The organism is Rhizobium sp. BK619, assembly GCF_014195245.1.
In the GTDB taxonomy this organism is placed as follows: Bacteria; Pseudomonadota; Alphaproteobacteria; order Rhizobiales; family Rhizobiaceae; genus Rhizobium; species Rhizobium acidisoli.
Map to the genome: position 1 here is coordinate 12,360 of NZ_JACIBH010000020.1, position 15,375 is coordinate 27,734.

The window sequence follows — 15,375 nt, forward strand, 5'->3', positions numbered from 1 at the left end:
CGGTTCAGGTGATGCGCCGGATGCTTTCGGCGATCTCCTGCGGTTCGAAGACTTTCTTCCAGTCGTCGCGCATCAGCGCCGGAATGCCGAACTCGATTGCCTTGTTGCAGGCATCCGAGAACACGCCGTCGACCTCCTTGAAGATGACCGCGCCGAGCACGTTCATATGGCCGAGCAGAAAGTCGCGGGCGGCCTCTGCCGGCACGCCGCGCGCCACGCATTCGTCCATGGCCTGGCGCATGACGACGAGCAGCGATGCGCAGACGGTTTCGGAAAGGCCGGGTTCGAGCATGGCGAGCTGATCGACCGTCACCCGGTGCGAGCGCATGACCGGCGCCCAGATGAGCTTGGCGATTTCCTCGCCGAGCTCATAGGCGCTGTCGGGCCCCTGCATCAGCGCCGAGACGATATGCTGTTTGGCGAACAGGCCACCGAAATGGTCTTTCTTGGCCTGCATATCCGTTTCGTCGTTGAAGATCGGCGGGTGGCAGGGATGGGTGACGAAATAGGTGAGGTCGTCACGCTTCGGCAGGTGGCCGGCGAATGGAGCGGCGGCATCGAGCGCCACCACCATCGTGCCTGATGTGAGCTTGTCGACGATGCCGGCCGCGACCTTGCCGATCGCCGTATCCGGCACGGCGAGGATGACCACGTCAGCGCCGTCGAGCGCGGCATCGACCGGGACGCAATCGAGGCCGAGATCATTCTTCAAACGCGCCTTGCCAGCGTCGCTCACCTCGACATGCCGCACTTCAAAGCGCGAGCCTTTGAGATTTTTGGCAAGCCGGTATCCCATTTTGCCGCCGGCGCCGAAGAGAGCAATCTTGGTCATGTTTTCCTCACCTTTTCAGTTCTGGATAGGATCATATACTGGTATGATGAGTCAATCACCATATCATTACTTTAGTCGTTTAAGACCCATGTTTTTCCGCGTCGAGCCGGTCGATCGCCTCGACGTTGCCGGCCGACGGGCCATCCGGGTCGAATTCGGAAGCGAGCCAGACGTCGACGATCGATTTCGCCAGTTCCGGCCCGATGACGCGCGCGCCCATCGTGATGATCTGGGCGTTGTTCGATTTCGCCGCGCGTTCCGCCGAATAGGTGTCATGGGTGAGTGCGGCGCGAATACCAGGCACCTTGTTTGCGGAAATGCACACACCGATGCCGGTGCCGCAAAACAGGATGCCGCGCTGATGTTCGCCGTCGACGATCGTCTGCGCCAGGCGCTGGGAGAGATCGGCGTAGAAGCCGGACTGGCTGAGATCGTGAACTTCGAGATCCGCCTTGCCGGCGAGATGGGCGGCAATGACATCGAGGAGCGGTTTGCCGGCGCTGTCGGCGCCAATTGCAATCTTCATAGCAGTTTCCTTTCATCGCCCGCAGGCATGGAAATCACCTTTCGATCGCCGCGCTGACGCGGCGAAGAATGTCGAGGTAACCGTCGACGCCCCAGGCGGAGCGGCCGATGAACAGGCCGTCGATATGCGCCTCGGTGATCAGTTCCTGACAATTTTCCGGATTGACGCTGCCGCCGTAGAGAACCGGCACCGCACGGCCAAGAATGGACGTCGCCACCTCGGCGATCTTGCCGTGCCGCTCCGACGCGTAGTCGGCGGTCGCCGGTATGCCCTTGGCGCCGATCGCCCAGACAGGCTCATAGGCAAGCAGGATCGCAGCCTTGTCGGCCTCGGTGTTGACGCCGCGCAGAGCCGCCTCGACCTGGCGCCGCAAAACCGCATCGGCCCGGCCCTCCTGGCGCTCCTGCAAGGTCTCGCCGATGCAGATCAGCGGCGTCAAGCCATGGCGGATGGCGGCGGAAACCTTGAGGCCGACGGTTTCGTCGTTCTCGCCGAAATGCTCGCGCCGCTCGGAATGGCCGAGCTCGACGATGTCGAGCTGGCAGTCCTTCAGCATCAGAGGAGAAATCTCGCCGGTCCAGGCGCCGGCATCCTCCCAGTGCATGTTCTGGGCGCCGACCTTCACCGAAGTCTCGGCCAGCAGACGCTTGACCTCGCGCACCGCGGTAAAGGCCGGAATGACGAAGCGCTGCACGCGGGTATCGCGTTCCGCATCCGTCGCTGCGAGGCGGTGCGCGAAAGCCAGCGCTTCCTCCACCGTCTTGTTCATCTTGAAGCTGGTGCCGACCCAGACGACCATCAGTTTTTCCTTCCGTCACGGATCTGCGCGAAATAGCCGTCCGTTCCGACCTGGCCGCCTTTCAGCGCGATCTGCAGGCCGTTGGTCGGCGGGTAATCGCCATGGGCGAGGCACAGCGGCGAACCCGGCGTCTGGGGCAGCGGCAGAAGCGTCGTCAGCGCGTCGATCTTCAATTGCCGGAGCGCATGGCTCGACGTGTCGCCGCCGGCAACGACGGCGCGCGACAGCCCTTCCGCTTCGATCAGCCGTCGCAGGATCGTGCCGAGGCAACTGCCGAGCCGGTGGCGGGCGCCCGGCAGCCGGTCGATATCGGCGCCGCGGTCCGCGGATGGGCCGAGCGCCGTATAGAGGATGACGCTCTTGCCTTCTTTCAGCTTGCCGACACCTGCCTGCACGGCCGCCTCCACGGCGGCTTCGCCACTGGAAACCAGTTCGAGCGGATCGAGCGCAATGCTCTCGAAACCGTTCTCGGCTGCCGTGCGGATCTGCCGCTCGGTCGTCGGCGAGACGCTGCCGGAGACGACGGCGAGACGATCGACCGGGCCGATATCGGGAAATTCGGCGCCGATCTCACCGATCAGGCCGGCCTGCCGCCAGGCGCTGAGCAGGGCATACTCGACACCTGAGGAGCCGGCGACGAAACCTCCCGAACGGCCGGTGACCAGCAGCAGCTGCCGGCCGGCCGCCGCCTGCGTTGCCTCGGAGTCGACATCGAGGAGCAAGATCCCCTCGCCATTCGATGTCAGTTGGTCGATCCGTTGGTCGGCGTCCGCCGCGGTGATCGCGACGAGATCGGCGAGCCGGACGGGCAGGGAGGTCTGCTTCGACAGGTGGAGTGCAAGATCCGCCTCGTCCATTGGCGTGACGGGATGGCGGCTCATGACGGGGTGGCGGTCGATGCGGAAGACGCGGCCCTGATAGGCGGCGAAGAGATTGCCGAAGGCCGTATAGCGCTTCAATTGCGGCGCGCCGACGATAACCGGCACGAAGGCTTGCCCGAAACGCCTGCGGCCGATTTCGATCGCCTTGCCGATATTGCCGATCCCCGGGCTGGAATCGAAGGTCGAGCAGACCTTGTAATGGCAGATCGAAGCACCGAGCGAGTTCAGCCAGTCGAAGGCCGGCGCAAGATGTTCCTCCATCCATGCCGGCGTTTCGCTGCGGCTCGTTCCCGCCAGGCCGATCGCGCGGCAGTGTTTGAAGCGGGCGAAGAATTCCGGCGAGGGAAGGTCGAGGAAGAGCACGGTCTCGACACCGTTCGAGGCAAGCGCCTCCATGACGTCGGTCGAGCCGGTAAAATCATCGCCGTAATAGCTGACGAGACGTCCGTCCATATCGGTCACGCACCCTTGCCGTCGCTGAATTTCGCAATCGAGGCGGCCAATTCAGGATGATCCTTGGCGTAGACCTCCAGCGGAATGTCGGCGACCGCCGCCTGCCAAGCCTGTTGCACAGCGCGAACGCCGGCGGCCGGACCACCGGGATGGCTGACGATGCCGCCGCCGCAGAGATAGAGGAGGTCGACGGTGCGGCCGGTGCGCTGATAGGTCTCCGGCGCCTGTCCGCCCCATTGGCCGGAGCCTGCGACCGGAAGCGGCCGATCGGCGGCGTCGAACAGCGGCGCGCTGACGGCCTTGAAGGACGAGACGAAGCTGTCGTCCGGCTCCCAATATTTCACTTTGATGCCGTTGATCTGGAACTGGTCGACGCCCAAGAGCCGCCAGAACTGCTGGTAGACCTTGAAGTCCAGGCCGGCGCCCGGATCGCGCGTCAGCACGTCCCAGCCGTTGCGATGGGCGTGCAGCACCAGGCTGGAGCGCTTGCGCAGAAAGCTCATGCCGCCGAAGCCGATCGAGTTGATATTGACGACGGCGCAGTTGCCGCCGGCCGCAGCGACGATGTCGTGGTTGCGCATCATCTCGTCCGGATCGGCATGCGAGATGCCGAAGGCATACATGACCTTCTTGCCGGTCTTCTGCTGGTGATCGAGAATGCGCGGCATGATCGCCGCGACGCGGTCCTTGAGCGGCGAATAGGCCGGGCTCATCAGTTTCTCGTCGTCCTTGATGAAGTCGACGCCCGATGCGATCAACTCGCCGACGAGCTCGGCCGTCTCATGCGGTCTCAGCCCGAGCGCCGGCTTGACGATCGTGCCGATGATCGGCCGTCCCTCCACGCCGGTGAGACGGCGGCTGCCAGGAATGCCGAACTGCGGTCCGGGATGGGCGCTTTTGAAGGCCTCCGGCAGCTTCATGTCGACGATGCGGATGCCGGTCATGCCCTTGATCGAATAGACGCCGCCGATCGCGATCGTCATCAGAGCGGAGAGATCGGTGCCGATCGCCTCGAGCGGAAAGCCGATGTCGACATCGGCGCGATGCAGCGGCGTGCCGTGAACCGCCTCCGGCCAGGTCGGATGACGCCCATCCTCGAGCGGGCGGATCGCCAGCACCCGGGCGGCGACGCGCGCCTTCAGCTCCTCGGTCTCGCCTGGAACCGGCACGAAGGTCCCGGTCGACTGGTCGCTGGCGATCTTCTCCGCCATCGCCTCGACGCTGCCGGGCGTTTCGATGCGGTAGGTCAGGGTAATCATCATGAACCGACGGCTGCTCCTCTTGGCCCACGCATATTGTCATGGCATCAACTTGTGATCTGGTATAATGAGTATTCCAATCGTTGAAAAGCGGAATCTTCGGGCGCACGCTTTGTCCTTGGTCCGGAAAACTGTTAGGAGGAGACATTTTGAGCCAGCGAGATCTCATGACCCAGCCCCTCGAACAGATCGTCCGCCGCAAACTCTCCGACGAAGTGTTTGACCGACTTGAGCGATTGATCACCTCCGGCGAGCTTCAGCCCGGCGACGAAATGCCCTCCGAGCGGGTGCTGATGGAGCGCTTCGGCGTCGGCCGCCCGGCCATCCGCGAGGCCATGCAATCGCTCGCCAACAAGGGCCTCGTCAGCATTTCGCACGGCGAACGGGCGAAGGTGCTGCGGCTGACGGCAAAGTCGATCTTCCGCCAGGTCGACCTCACCGCCAAGATCATGCTGTCGCAATCGGCGGATTCGCTCGAGCATCTGAAGAGCGCCCGCATCTTCTTCGAGCGCGGCATGGCCCGCGAGGCCGCACAGCGCGCCTCGGCAACCGACATCGCCGATCTCAGGGATATCATCGAGCGCCAGCGCATGTCGCTCGGCCGGGCCGAAGCGTTTATCGACGCCGATATGGAATTCCACACCCGCATCGCCCAGATCTCCGGCAACCCGATTTACGTCGCCGTCAGCGAAGCCATGCTCGCCTGGCTGAAGGAATATCATACCGAGATGCTGATCTGGACCGGCAAGGAAAAGTTCACGCTCGCCGAACATGACGAGATCGTCGACCGCCTCGAAGCCAACGATGTCGACGGGTCGGAAACCGCGCTGCTCAAACACCTCGAACGCTCGCGGGCGCTTTACGCGAAGTAGTGCGCTTTTGTTTAGTGACTGCTTGGGAACAATGATGTGCCGGCGAGGTTGTGGATAGGCCCGTCAGGCAAAAATCCCAAGGAGGATATGAGAATGCGTATGAAACTCGTAGCAGCTTCGCTTTTCGCAATCGGCATGGCCACATCGGCCCTCGCCCAGTCCAACCCGGCGCCGGCCGGCGCCACGATCGACAAGAACCAGGCCGATCAGGGTGGCGGCGCGGCCAGCGACATGAAGGCCAAAAAGCCGATGGCGACCGATTCCACCGTGACCAATTCCACGACCGGCGGCACGATGAAAATGGACAAGACCAAGTGCCCGAACCCGGTCAACAACTCCGCCAAACTCCAAACCCAGGGCGGCACCAGCAACGCCACACCAATGGACGAAGCCTGCGCGGCCCACAACAACTGATCGGCTTCCCCAGACAAAACCCCGCTTCGGCGGGGTTTTTGCCTCATTTCACGGCCCCTTACCGGTGCCTTTCCCGAGACAGCCTTGACTCATCGAAACGCGATTGGTATCAACTTGGGTAATCGATAACCCAAAGTGCTGCCTGTGACGACTTCACTCAACGACATAGCCGCCCGTGCAGGCGTTTCCGTCAAGACCGTGTCAGGCGCCTTGCATGGCGGCTCGGCGCGCATGTCTGAGGATACCCGGCAGCGGATCAAGGAGATCGCCGAGGAGTTGGGCTATGTCACCAACTTCGCCGCCCGCAGCATGCGGCAGGGCTGGATGCCGCTCGTTGGCCTGGTTGCCGATGATCTGATCACCTCGCCTTTCGCGACGGAGATCATCAGGGGGCTCGACGGCGCCGTGCGCACCGCCGACATGGCCGTCTTCGCGATGACGTTGGGCGGCCACCGCAGCGTCGCCGACGAAGAAGTCGACGCTGACCTGCTGCCGGCGGCCGATCCGGTCGCTGGCCTCGAGTTGAACGACGTAGACGCCCGCGTCCTTTGCTTCGAGCGCCAGGGTCTGGATATCACTGGTGCTGGTAATCTTGCGCTCCAGAACGGTCTCATCCATGACCTGCGTGACGTATTTCGCCGAACCCTGGCTGAAGTCGCTCGCCTGCAGCGTCGACGTCCAGTTGCGATGGATCAGCCGCGCCGTCATCTCCAGCCCGGCAACGGGATCGCCATTGCCGTCGACAGCGAGGATCTCAGGCTCGATGGCGCCGGGCGTCGGCACGTAGCGCGGCACCTTCAGGCCAAGCACGAAGGGCGGGACGGCATTCACGGTGGTGATGCTGCGCACCTGCAGATCGTCGTCGCCGGTAACGGTCGCCTCGACCATGTAGCGGCGGGGTTGCGCCGTCGGCTCGATCGTCGTGTCGAAGCTGATGCGCGAGGCGCCGCCGGCGTCGGTGCTGCCGTCTCGTTCCAGTGCGGGCGAGGATTTGAACTCGTTGCCGCCGGAGTAACGGGAGTCCGTTGAAAAAAGGAAGCCTTCGTGGCCAGGCGGCGTCCAATTGTAGGGATATTGCACGGCGCGCCAGCGGATGGGACGATCCGCCAGCAGGCCGCCGGCGAAATAGCGCGCGATCAGGTCAACGTTGAAGGAGGAATCGAGCGGTACGGTCTGCGGATTGTTGAGGACGACTTCGAAAGTCGGCAGGCGATAGGCCTCCTTCTTGAAGGAGATGCTGCCGCATTGGACCTTGTTGTCGGCCGGGCTGCTTTCGCTGCCGTCGCTCTCGGCGGTTTCGGCACTCTCGGCCTGGCTGTCGCCTGGCTGCGCCTCATCGGTATTGCCGTCGCTCGGTCCGTCGGCATTCTCGTCGTCACCGGAGGTCTGCGCCGGTTGAGTCTGGTCCGTAGCCTGCGCGGTGTCGCCCGGCTCGAAGTGGACTTCGTAATCGCCGGTCGCCGGCGTCTCGGCGTCGAATTTGTGGTAAAAGCCGCCGAACGCGTCCAGCCGCACCGGTACACGCCATTCCTGCTGGTCGGGGCCGGTGATGACGATCTGGCCGCCTTGCACAGGCAGCGTCAGGTGGCCGCCGAGATAGCTGCGGACATAGCCCTTGATATGCACTGGCTCCTCCGGGCGATAGATCGGCCGCTCGGTGAAGACGTGGCAGAGAGTGCGGCTCTGCTCGGTGCGGCTTTCCGCAGGATTGGTGGTCCAATCCAGCCAGGCGGCCGAGGGTTTGGTCCAGTTGTCTTCAGCATATTGGGCCGGGGCATGATCGGGGTCGACGACCAGAGTATCCAGCCCCTTGGTTACGATGACGCGCCGGATCTTCGCGTCGGCGCGCTTCTGCAGCTCCCAGGAAAAGAAGCCCTGCGCGTCTGTCGTGCCTGTCGCGAGCGTGACGAATTTGCCGTCGCGCAAACCGTCGAGGCGAATTTGGGCCCCATCCATCGGCTTGCCGCTGGCAAGCGAGGTGACGGCAAAGCGGACCCGGTCCGGCTCCTCCACCGCGCTCAAGGTCAGGTCGGTGACCTGCACACGAAGCCAGTGCCGGGTTTGATTGTCCACCGCGCGCAGGCCGACGAGATAGGTGCCGGGCTGGTCGGCACCGGCGATCCGGGCAAAAGGCGATTTCAGATCCAGGCCGAATTTGGTGTCGACGCCGCCCTTCTTGATCGGCAGGTCGACAAATTGGGATATGGCGGGCGAACCCAGGGCCTTGACGCGCCCCTGGATCGCATCGGCTGAAATCTCATCGCTGTCGGCCCATTTCTGCGGCTCCTTGCCGGGCAGAGGCGGTGCTTCGTCGTCGTCCGTATCGAGGCCGGATTGCGGGAAAGGCCAAAAATCGCGCGACAGCGGATCGATCGCGTGGATGCGCACATCGGCCCTGTCATAACCGCGCCCGCGCAGCGGCACGAGTTGCGGGCCAAAACGCTCGACCACACCCTGCGACGCATCCCAGATGAGCGAGGACTGTTCCGGCGCGAAGGCGAATTTCTGGCGGAAGCCGTCAGCCAGCGGTCTGCCGCGGTCATCCGTCAAGGCGCCGGCAGCGACATCGAGCGTGTAGACCTTGTCGGTGAGAAAGCGGCCATTGACATAAAGACGCCCATCGCGTGCTTCCGCCGTCAGATCGTCCACCGGCGGAGAAATGCGCAAGGCGTCCCGGACCGAGAGCTGTTCCCCGGCCACCGGATTGCTCGAAAACCGGAAGATCAGGCCGCGACCCTGGCGAACGGCCGGCGCTGCATCGGCATTGTCGACGGCGTTGCCATCATCGTCGACCGCGGCGCTGTCATCGCTGACGGTGGCGTTCGAGGTGCAGCGCATGATGCCATCGCTCGTGCTGGCGTCGAAGCCCCGCCCGCAATCGGAACTGGTCATGGTGAAGGGCACGGCGGTACGCACGCGCAATTCAAAGGTCTGATCGCTGAAATCCGGCGTGTCGGCAAGCTTCAGCCGCAAGATGGCGACGCGGCCGTCGGGTACGCTCTGATGCAGCTTCACCACGTAGGATTGCTGGTCGCCGCGGCTGTTGCGTTCAAGCGGCTGGATATCGAAATCCTGCGCCCCCAACATCAGACCGCCTTCGTCGCCAATGCCGGGCGCCGGGCGCAGCTCGATCGACAGCAGGCGGCTCAGCGCCGCGACATCGACGGGTTCGGCAAAGGTCAAGGTGATCTGGTCAAGCTCGTTGACGGGATCATCGGCTGCAGCCGGGACCGTCGATACCGGCACCGGCAGCAGCGGTATCAGTTCCGTCTCGCCGCCGGCACCCTTGTCATGATCCAGCATCTTGACCTTGACGCGGGCAAGCGGCTGCCACTTGTCGGCGGGCCTGAACTGCAAAGCGCGCGGGCCGAGCCATTGCCAGGCACCTGGAGCAGCCGGTTCCATCGTCACGAAACGCTGGGGCGAGTCCTCCGGGCCGCCGGTTGCGGGGCCGGTATCCGTGGCGAAGAAAATGGTGACGGGATCATAGGCGCGCAAAAACCTCTCCGGCACGATTTTGACGCCGTCGGCGCGCTGCAGGACATCCAGTGCCGGCGAGGAAGCGCCTTGCTGCGCGTGACCGCTTGAGATCAGCGTTGAAGACGCAAGGGCGAGGGCAATGAGAAATGCGATCTTTTTCATTGGTTTCACTTCGATCCCGTGGGCTTCAAACCGGCACGCTGCAGATAATCATTGATAATTTCGGGCGGCGGGCCCGCGGGCGGTGGTGACAATCCAACCACCGAAGGCCTGACGATGAGTGTCGGCGCGTCGGCCGGTGCGCGTGCTTCCAGGAGGTAAGAGCCTGCCGCCAGCTGCTTGAGCTGATTGACGCCTTCACCGAGCGCCTTTCCCTTGGCATCCAGCAGCCGGCCGATGGCAAGGTCCGGATCGGAACGCAGGCCGACACCGATATTGCCGCTATTTCTGACTTCGAAGCCGAACAGGGCCGTCGCGCCCGGTGCAAGCACGATCGGGGCTCCGATGCCGTCATTGACCGGCACGACCGGTGTCGCCGTCATGTCCAGGCTGCCCGACAAGGGGCCTTCATGTGTTGAATAGAGTGTCAGGACCGCCTCACCAGCCGCAAGATAGCGGTGGAACTCCGCTCCCGTCGGAAAGAGCTGCATGTCGCGGTGACCATCCTGCTCCAGGCCGACGATGACGGGTGCGTCGGTGCTGACGTCGAGCACGATCGGCTGGGCCGGGTTAAGACGGAAAGCCATCGCTTCACCCTCGAGCGTCACACTCTGCGGCAAGGTCATCGATTTTGGTTCGGGCTTCGGCCAGGGCGACTTGCCGCCACGTTCCAGCCACAGCGCCACGAGGCCGGCGCCGTGATCGACGATCAACTGACCGGGTCCGGAGACGGAAAGAGTCTCACCGCGCAAGACCCGACCCTCGACTCCGATAAAGGTCGCAGCGCCGCCGGAGACGTTCAGGACATCTCCTTTCATGGCATCAACCGCGATTTCCTCCGATCCGACCGTCCCGAAAAACCGGCGCTTGATCTGATCGTTGCCGAGCGTAATTGCTTGTCCCGGTGACAGGCTGACCCGCGCCGAGCCGGCATCACCGGTCAGATTGACGAGCCAGATCTCCTCAGTCGACGTCGCGGTGCTGCGCGACAGGGGAGCGGCGCCGGACCAGACGTTCAACAGTTGGGAGGCGGAGGGGGCGGAGACGACGGCGATGCCGGGCGCCAGGTCGAGGGTCAGCCGTTTCACCCCTGTCGCCAGCTTTACCGGCTGCGCGCTGAAGGCTGGAACCGTCGTCGTCAAGGTGCCGTTCAACTGCACCGGCTCGAGTTCGGCCGCATCGATCGGCCTCAGCCGCATCTGCAGGCTTTCATCGCTTGCGGCGTTCCAGATGTGCAGATCCTGGTTATCGGAGATGGCGACCGCGCTGTTGAGGCCGACGCCCATGCCGCGTCCGGCCGTGAGGCCCGGCTGGCCAAAGGCCGAATCCGCACGCCACAATCGAACCTTGCCCGGCAAGGCAGGGGCGGCTGGAATCACCGCCTGATCTCCCGGCGAAAGCGTCAGCGCGATCTCTGCATCCGGCTGTGCAGGGCTCACCCGCACATGGCCGGCGGCACGGGAGACCAGCCATAAACGATCCGATTGCGGAGCAAAAAGTCCTGATGCGGCGGCCGCGAGCGGGCGATCGGCGCTTGCGCCCGCAAGCAGATCGACACTAGGGCCGAGGTCCACGAGGCCGGCCGATGGCGCATGCGCGAGAGCAACGTTCAAGGAGAGATCAAGGCCATCGATGGCCACGGGTTCCAACGCGATGTCGCCGGGCTCGCGCATATCGCCGGCGATGCTGCGCGCGGCGGTCTTGATGGGTGCTGTTCCACCATCAAGGGTCCAGACCGATGCGCGCCATTGTGCATCCCCCTCGGAAGCGGGCCAGGCGATAAAGGGCGTGCGGCCACGGGCAAAGGCTTGCGGCTTCCAGCCGCCGCCGGCGTCTCGTTTTTCGACGGAGAGAACCAGATCGCTGGTGGACTGCGCCGCGACCAGCGCGAGCCGATCCTTTCCATTGGACGGCAAGGGGCCCGGCAGAGGGAAAGTGAAGACAGAGGCGCCGTTGACGGAGGCGGTGCCGTTCTCGGCGAGCGCCGGCTGCGGTTGCTCCTGCGGCAGGGCGAACTGGACCTCGATATCCCCGAGATCGGCCTGGTCGTCGCCTTCCCCCTGATCATCGCCGTCGGCCTCTTGATCGTCGGAATTATCGTCCGCTTGGCTGCCGGCCGTGCCGGATGCTGCCGCCTGATCAAGGGCCAGCGTATAGGATCCGGCCGGCAGACGGGTGGACAGCGCGATATTCCAATCATCGCTGCGCCCCGTCAGGCGTTCGAGGACGGCGCCATGTTCGTCCTTCAGCACCCCTTTGATCTCGCTGCGGCCGAACGTGCCGAGGCTGACGACACGGTCCGCCTCGACATTGAAGGAAAGCTCGGCCGGCAGGTTGACGAAGCGCGCCTCGCCGGGCTGCAAATCCTTGGTGTTCAGGGTAACCTGATAATCCAGCCGGTCATCATGAGCGAGGCTCGTGAGATCGATGCGATAATGCCCGGCTTTCAATTTGCCGGTGAATTGCGGAGCGGCGACAAATCGGGCGATCTGCTCCTTGTCGTCGCGAAACAGCGTGCCGATCATGCCTTCGGTCAGATCGATGCTGATGTCCGCATCGGCCAAGAGATCAAACGTCCAGCTGTCGGGAACGCGTGCGTCGCCCTTGCCCTGAGGCTCGCGCCACTGAAATGCCTGGCTCTGATTGAAGGCCAGCGGATGCGGTCCGTGGCCCTGCAGCTGCGGCGGGTCGATGAGGGGTCTCAGCCGTGCGACAAACCGCGTGTCGACGTCGCGCGGCAGGATCACGAGGCGGTAATGCCCCGGCGTGAAATCCTGACTAAGACTGGAAAGGGGGCCCGGCGCGGTGAGCGGCCATCCCTCGGCATCCTCGAGGCGAGCGGTCAGGTCTTCGCCAAGGGAGTAAAGATCAAGCTGATAAGATCCCGCATGTGTTATCTCGATCGGCACGATGGCGCCGCGCCCGCCGGAGAGAATGCCTCGGCTGGTGCCGTCGGCGACCAGGGTTGCCGCGGTCGGAAGCGAGGCCGGCGTGACGGCGACACCAAGATGGCCGGAGGAACTCTGTACGGAAAGGTCGATCTGATAGGTTCCCGCGCGCAGATAGGTTTGCAGCAGCGCATTGTGGCCATCGCCATTGTCCGCCGCTTCTCCCAGTCCCGGCAGGAATGACGTGCCAAGGCGCAGCGATGTCTGCAAACGGCCAAGGGTTTCGATGCGATAAAGCCCTCCTTCCGCAACCTCGAGCCGATAGGATTTCTGCGCGTCCTCGGCGAGATCGAAAAACTGGGGTTGGCCGGCAATCAACGGGGATGCGGGGGTCGGCGATGCGATCTTTTGCGCCGCGGCAGCATCCGGCTGCCAGCTGACGACGATCGAGCGGGCAGCGGCGGGGGCCGGGAAACGCAGGGTCAAGGTCCGGCCCTTTGCGTCGACGCGCTCGTTGCTGGTCGCAAAAGCGACCGATGTATTGTGCATGTCGACGGCGGCGATGGTCCCGCCTGGAGGCACATGGACGTCGATCTGCAGATCCGCGGGTGATGCCGGCCGCGACAGGGCGTTCGCATCGTCATTCGCAGCACCTTTGGCCTGCGGCACGGGCGCCGGCATATTGGATATCGGCTGATCCGGCAGGGGTTGCGGCTGTGCCGAGGCATCGGCGGGCTGCCAGAGCGCCAGTGGGCGCAGCTGCAGATCGGCGGGCAAGGCCACGGCACGAGGGCCCGTCAGCAAACCGGGCGCGGCATTGGTAATGATCTGGTAGCGCGTGGCCTTTTCCGCTTCCCGGATGCCGAAGGAAATGGTGGTGCGGGCGGGAGCGGCGGGTTGGACCGGTGGGACGAGGCCCGGCGTGCCGAAGGTGAGGTCGACGATGCCGACGGCATTGTTGTCGGGCAGCAGGCGCAGCAGATAATAGCCGGCGTCCAGATCGAAACGATCGGGATTGCGGCCATCGGCGCGCGGAGCATTGCCGACCAGAACCGGGCTGATGTCGGCATGCAGGGCAACGCCCGCGGTGCGGACCGCAATCTGGCCCGCTTGCGTCATCTCGAACAGCAGCGACGTCGGCCCGCGCAAATTGAACCGCCGCCGCCAAGCCTGGCCTGGGCCGAGATGAGGCAGATCGGACGCGACGATCGTGGCTTTGCCGCTGCTATCCTGGCGCACCAAAAGAGCCGTGGCCGGAATTTCATCGCCGCCTTCGCCGGCAACGTCGAGACTGATGAGATTGGCCACCGAGCCTTTAAATTGGGTCTCGGTGCCGAACCGAAGCCCCCGAAGCTGGAAAGGCTGGCCTTCATAGCCCGAGACTTCGACAATGCTCGGCTGGCTATCTGTCGAAAGCGAAAGCGTGGCTGTCGGTTCGCGGCTGGCCTTATCGATCACGGCACTCTGAAAAGCCGTTGCCGTGTCGGAGGTCCGGCCAGCCCGGAGCACCGCCGACGCGGATTGCGGCAGCTCCAGGCGGAAGGTATCGAGATCTGCCGGCGTCTCGAAACGGATCGAGCCGAAAGGCCCGATGACATTTTCGGCAATCCCTCCGGCCAGCGATAGCTGCGTGCCGGTGCGAATATGGAACGGCTCTGCGGCGTCCGAATTGGTCCAGACAAGCTTCTGGCCGCCATAGGCCGTCACGAGATAGCGGCCGGCCTCGACCGTTCCCGTCAGCGTCGCCCGGGTCATGGGGAGGCCAGGTTTCAGTTCGAAGATCGACATTTTCGGAGAGAGATCGGCAATATCGGTGCCGTTTCGCCACAAGCGCAGATCCTGCAGCGAGCGTCCGACCGCCTCGATATCGACGCGCCCGGAATCGGGGATGTCGATCCAATAGGATCTTTGCTGCAGATCGCTGAGATCGGCATGGATCGGGGTGAGCGAGGTCAAAGTGGCGTCGGGCTGTTCAAGCTCCTGATAGGCCTGCGCAGTGAGCTTGACGTCGCCGGCGGCTCCCTTGGCGCCGAACACACGGACCTTGTAGGTGCCTTTGTCGAGCAGCGCATCGATCCGGCCGTCGCTGACCCCGGCGGCGCCCATGCGGTCCCCAGGGCCTGCGATCATGTCGACAAGCTGCAGCGCCACACCGGAGGTGCTCTGCGTGCGGATGGTGATATGGCCGGGCGTGTCGACGGTCAGCAAGGTGCTGCCATCCTGATCGGCAGGCAGTTGATCCGAGGCCAAATGCGGCTGCGACACGAGCCGGGGCGGCGCTTTTGCGGGCGCGGGTTGAGGTGCTGCGACGGCCGCCGGCGGCGATCTCTCTTGTGCCGCCGCAGGCTGTGTCGTCGGTGCTGTTGATGGCGCAAGCTCGACGGCGGATTCTGCCGGCTTCCGGCTGGGAGAAGCGCCCGCTGCCACAAGCGCCTCAAGGCGTGTCTGATAGCCTATAGCCAGGCATGCCGACAGCCGGACCGGATCTGTGTCGACACAGGATTTATTGCGCTCCGCCAACCAGCGGCGCTGTTGCTGGCGTAGATCGTTCAGCCTTGTCGGGTCGCCGTTCAGTTCCGCCAATGCCTGCCGATAGGAGGCTGCCAAGGCGGTGTCCTGAGCAATCAAGGCAGGGGAGGCACAAATCGCCTTCTCAATGGCGGACTGCGCCTTGCCGCAATCAAAGGATTGCGCATGGGAGGCCGCTGCAAAAAGACAACCACTGAGGGCAACAGGCAAACGCAGGCGAGAGACGAAAGCCATGGATAACTCGTTTTTTGAGTGGCCGGCACACTAGTCAATATGAACTATC

The 15,375-nt window shown here is 64.0% G+C and carries 8 protein-coding genes and 2 pseudogenes; 3 read left to right on the forward strand and 7 right to left on the reverse strand.

The features are described 5' to 3' along the window. Nucleotides 1-4: 4 nt before the first annotated feature. The 5 genes from FHX14_RS30870 to oiaX all read right to left on the reverse strand — a co-directional run bounded on the left by FHX14_RS30870 (nt 5) and on the right by oiaX (nt 4,753). Nucleotides 5-832 (reverse strand): phosphogluconate dehydrogenase C-terminal domain-containing protein, encoded by an 828-nt coding sequence (locus FHX14_RS30870; protein WP_179610948.1) that lies wholly within the window; start codon nt 830-832, stop codon nt 5-7. 79 nt (nt 833-911) lie between these two features. After that, nucleotides 912-1,358 (reverse strand): RpiB/LacA/LacB family sugar-phosphate isomerase, encoded by a 447-nt coding sequence (locus tag FHX14_RS30875; protein ID WP_003592019.1) that lies wholly within the window; start codon nt 1,356-1,358, stop codon nt 912-914. Nucleotides 1,359-1,392: 34 nt separating this feature from the next. After that, the gene (locus tag FHX14_RS30880; protein WP_184380860.1) at nt 1,393-2,157 is read right to left on the reverse strand and encodes a triose-phosphate isomerase; all 765 of its coding nucleotides are present in this window, start codon (nt 2,155-2,157) and stop codon (nt 1,393-1,395) included. Continuing rightward, entirely contained in the window at nt 2,157-3,491 is a 1,335-nt protein-coding gene (locus tag FHX14_RS30885) for a four-carbon acid sugar kinase family protein (protein WP_184380920.1), read from the reverse strand. The genes FHX14_RS30880 and FHX14_RS30885 overlap by 1 nt, the downstream gene beginning before the upstream one ends. Before the next feature lie 5 nt (nt 3,492-3,496). Continuing rightward, nucleotides 3,497-4,753, reverse strand: coding sequence for a 3-oxo-isoapionate-4-phosphate decarboxylase OiaX (gene oiaX, locus FHX14_RS30890; protein ID WP_184380862.1), 1,257 nt, complete (start codon nt 4,751-4,753; stop codon nt 3,497-3,499). Nucleotides 4,754-4,917: 164 nt separating this feature from the next. On the opposite strand from oiaX, the gene FHX14_RS30895 reads away from it, so the two are divergent. The 3 genes and pseudogenes from FHX14_RS30895 to FHX14_RS30905 all read left to right on the forward strand — a co-directional run. Beyond that, complete coding sequence (locus FHX14_RS30895) at nt 4,918-5,622, forward strand: transcriptional regulator NanR (protein ID WP_003592012.1); 705 nt, start codon at nt 4,918-4,920, stop codon at nt 5,620-5,622. Nucleotides 5,623-5,715: 93 nt separating this feature from the next. Then, nucleotides 5,716-6,036, forward strand: a complete 321-nt coding sequence (locus tag FHX14_RS30900; RefSeq protein ID WP_184380865.1) for a hypothetical protein — start codon at nt 5,716-5,718, stop codon at nt 6,034-6,036. 144 nt (nt 6,037-6,180) lie between these two features. Next, nucleotides 6,181-6,474, forward strand: a pseudogene (locus FHX14_RS30905) (LacI family DNA-binding transcriptional regulator); the annotation flags it as partial. 984 nt (nt 6,475-7,458) lie between these two features. Here the strand turns inward: FHX14_RS30905 and FHX14_RS33265 are convergent. Both FHX14_RS33265 and FHX14_RS30915 read right to left on the reverse strand, forming a co-directional pair. Next, nucleotides 7,459-9,678, reverse strand: a pseudogene (locus FHX14_RS33265) (MG2 domain-containing protein); the annotation flags it as partial. A gap of 5 nt (nt 9,679-9,683) precedes the next feature. After that, entirely contained in the window at nt 9,684-15,326 is a 5,643-nt protein-coding gene (locus FHX14_RS30915; RefSeq protein ID WP_184380867.1) for a lysozyme inhibitor LprI family protein, read from the reverse strand. Nucleotides 15,327-15,375: the final 49 nt, after the last annotated feature.

Coding starts and splice junctions, on each gene's coding strand:
- FHX14_RS30870 (WP_179610948.1), bottom strand. CDS start 832: ATGACCAAGATTGCTCTCTTCGGCGCCGGCGGCAAAATGGGATACCGG.
- FHX14_RS30875 (WP_003592019.1), bottom strand. CDS start 1,358: ATGAAGATTGCAATTGGCGCCGACAGCGCCGGCAAACCGCTCCTCGAT.
- FHX14_RS30880 (WP_184380860.1), bottom strand. CDS start 2,157: ATGGTCGTCTGGGTCGGCACCAGCTTCAAGATGAACAAGACGGTGGAG.
- FHX14_RS30885 (WP_184380920.1), bottom strand. CDS start 3,491: ATGGACGGACGTCTCGTCAGCTATTACGGCGATGATTTTACCGGCTCG.
- oiaX (WP_184380862.1), bottom strand. CDS start 4,753: ATGATGATTACCCTGACCTACCGCATCGAAACGCCCGGCAGCGTCGAG.
- FHX14_RS30895 (WP_003592012.1), top strand. CDS start 4,918: ATGACCCAGCCCCTCGAACAGATCGTCCGCCGCAAACTCTCCGACGAA.
- FHX14_RS30900 (WP_184380865.1), top strand. CDS start 5,716: ATGCGTATGAAACTCGTAGCAGCTTCGCTTTTCGCAATCGGCATGGCC.
- FHX14_RS30915 (WP_184380867.1), bottom strand. CDS start 15,326: ATGGCTTTCGTCTCTCGCCTGCGTTTGCCTGTTGCCCTCAGTGGTTGT.